The sequence below is a fragment of the Phenylobacterium sp. genome (assembly GCF_030654915.1).
In the GTDB taxonomy this organism is placed as follows: domain Bacteria; phylum Pseudomonadota; class Alphaproteobacteria; order Caulobacterales; family Caulobacteraceae; genus Phenylobacterium.
Genome location: NZ_JAURWM010000072.1, coordinates 1 through 1,184, shown reverse-complemented (window position 1 = coordinate 1,184; position 1,184 = coordinate 1). Strand labels below are relative to the sequence as shown.

At 67.7% G+C, this 1,184-nt stretch carries 1 protein-coding gene; it reads left to right on the top strand.

The window, feature by feature from the left end; genetic code table 11:
• On the top strand, nucleotides 1-945 hold a 945-nt coding region (locus Q7T84_RS03540; protein WP_304806325.1), incomplete at its 5' end, for a 3'-5' exonuclease.
• Between the last annotated feature and the right edge of the window lie 239 nt (nucleotides 946-1,184).

The window sequence follows — 1,184 nt, the reverse complement described above, 5'->3', positions numbered from 1 at the left end:
ATGGCCGCCGCCCGCCAGGCGGTGCAGACCGACGAACTGGCCGCCCGCACCCGCACGGCGCTGTCCAACTTCCTGCGCGACCTCGACCGCTGGCGCGCCCAGGCCCAGACCATGCACCACGCCCGCGTGACCGAGCAGGTGCTGGAGGAGAGCGGCTACACCGACGCCCTGCGCCTGGACAAGACGCCCACCGCCCAGACCCGACTGGAGAACCTCAAGGAACTCGTCCAGTCGATGAGCGCCTTCGACAGCCTCGAGAGCTATCTCGAACACGTCTCGCTGGTGATGGACATGGACCGCGGCCCCCAGGCCGACGCGGTGCAGATCATGACCCTGCACTCGGCCAAGGGTCTCGAATTCCCGTTGGTCTTCCTGCCCGGCTGGGAGGAAGGCGTCTTCCCCTCGCAGCGCAGCGTCGACGAAAAGGGCGAAAAGGGCCTCGAGGAGGAACGCCGCCTGGCCTATGTCGGCATCACCCGCGCCCGCGAGGAAGCCCGCATCTCCTTCGCCGCCAACCGCCAAGTCTATGGCCGCTGGACAAGCCAGCTCCCCTCGCGCTTCGTCGACGAACTGCCCCTGGCCAATGTCGAGGCGACGTCCGAGACCGGCTATTACGGCGGCGGCCCCGGCATGCAGCAGCAGCACGGCTCGCGTTGGGACGAAAGCCCCTCGTTCGGCGCGGGCTATTCCTCGCCCGGCTGGAAACGCGCCCAGGACCGCAATTTCCACGGCAGCCACCCAGGTCGCGGCCCGGTGATCGAGGGCGAGGGCCGGCTGGTCGTCTCCGAGTCCTCGGCCGCCAGCGACTTCAAGCGCGGCGAGCGCGTGTTCCACCAGAAGTTCGGCTACGGCAAGATCAAGTCGGTGGACGGCAACAAGCTCACCGTCTCCTTCGACAAGGCCGGCGACAAGAAGGTCATCGACAGCTTCGTCACGAAGGGCTGAAGCGCTCTCCTCCCAACAAGCTGGTGATGGCCGGCCGCTTCCTCCGGGTTTTCCCTCCGATGGACGCTCAGCCGCCACAGGTTTAGCGTGAAGCCGTCCGCCGGCGCGGTCCGGTGACGCGACGTTGGCCCAAGGCGACGATCATGGACACGCAATCGCGCGAAGCAGCCGAAGCCTTCATCGAGGAGGCGATGGCCCGAGCCGGTCCCGGGCCAAAGCTCGACCCAGAGACGGCTCGA